At 64.1% G+C, this 315-nt stretch carries 1 protein-coding gene and 1 pseudogene; both read right to left on the minus strand.

Features of this window, described 5'->3' with window-relative positions:
- Window positions 1-199 (minus strand): annotated as a pseudogene (locus CN601_RS22345) (hypothetical protein); the annotation flags it as partial.
- Window positions 200-212: 13 nt separating this feature from the next.
- A complete protein-coding gene (locus CN601_RS28175; protein ID WP_373604996.1) occupies window positions 213-314 on the minus strand; it encodes a DUF1931 family protein in 102 nt (33 codons plus the stop codon).
- Window position 315 lies beyond the last annotated feature (1 nt).

Genomic DNA, 315 nt, shown 5'->3' on the forward strand with positions numbered 1-315 from the left:
CCTCGTCGGCGAAGGAGTCGAAGATGCCGAAGTGGGTGTCGTCGATCTGGAACGCGTACCAGGTGCGCGTTCCGGGCTCGCGGTCCACGACGTCCTTTCCGCCGATCAGGAACCCCTTCACCTCCGCGGCCTTCTCGGGCTTCGCTTCGAGCAGTGCCAGTACGCCGAGCTTCAGTTCCATGTCCGTCTCCTTCATCATGTGAGCAGACCTCCTAGAGCAGCAGGTCGAAGACGCGGCCGGCCTGCTCCCAATGCCGGGTCTGCGGGTTCTTCACGTCTCCGTCGAGGATCCGGAACGTCCGAGCCACCGCCACA

The sequence above is a fragment of the Bacillus sp. AFS017336 genome, from assembly GCF_002555445.1.
Taxonomy (GTDB): domain Bacteria; phylum Bacillota; class Bacilli; order Bacillales; family Bacillaceae_G; genus Gottfriedia.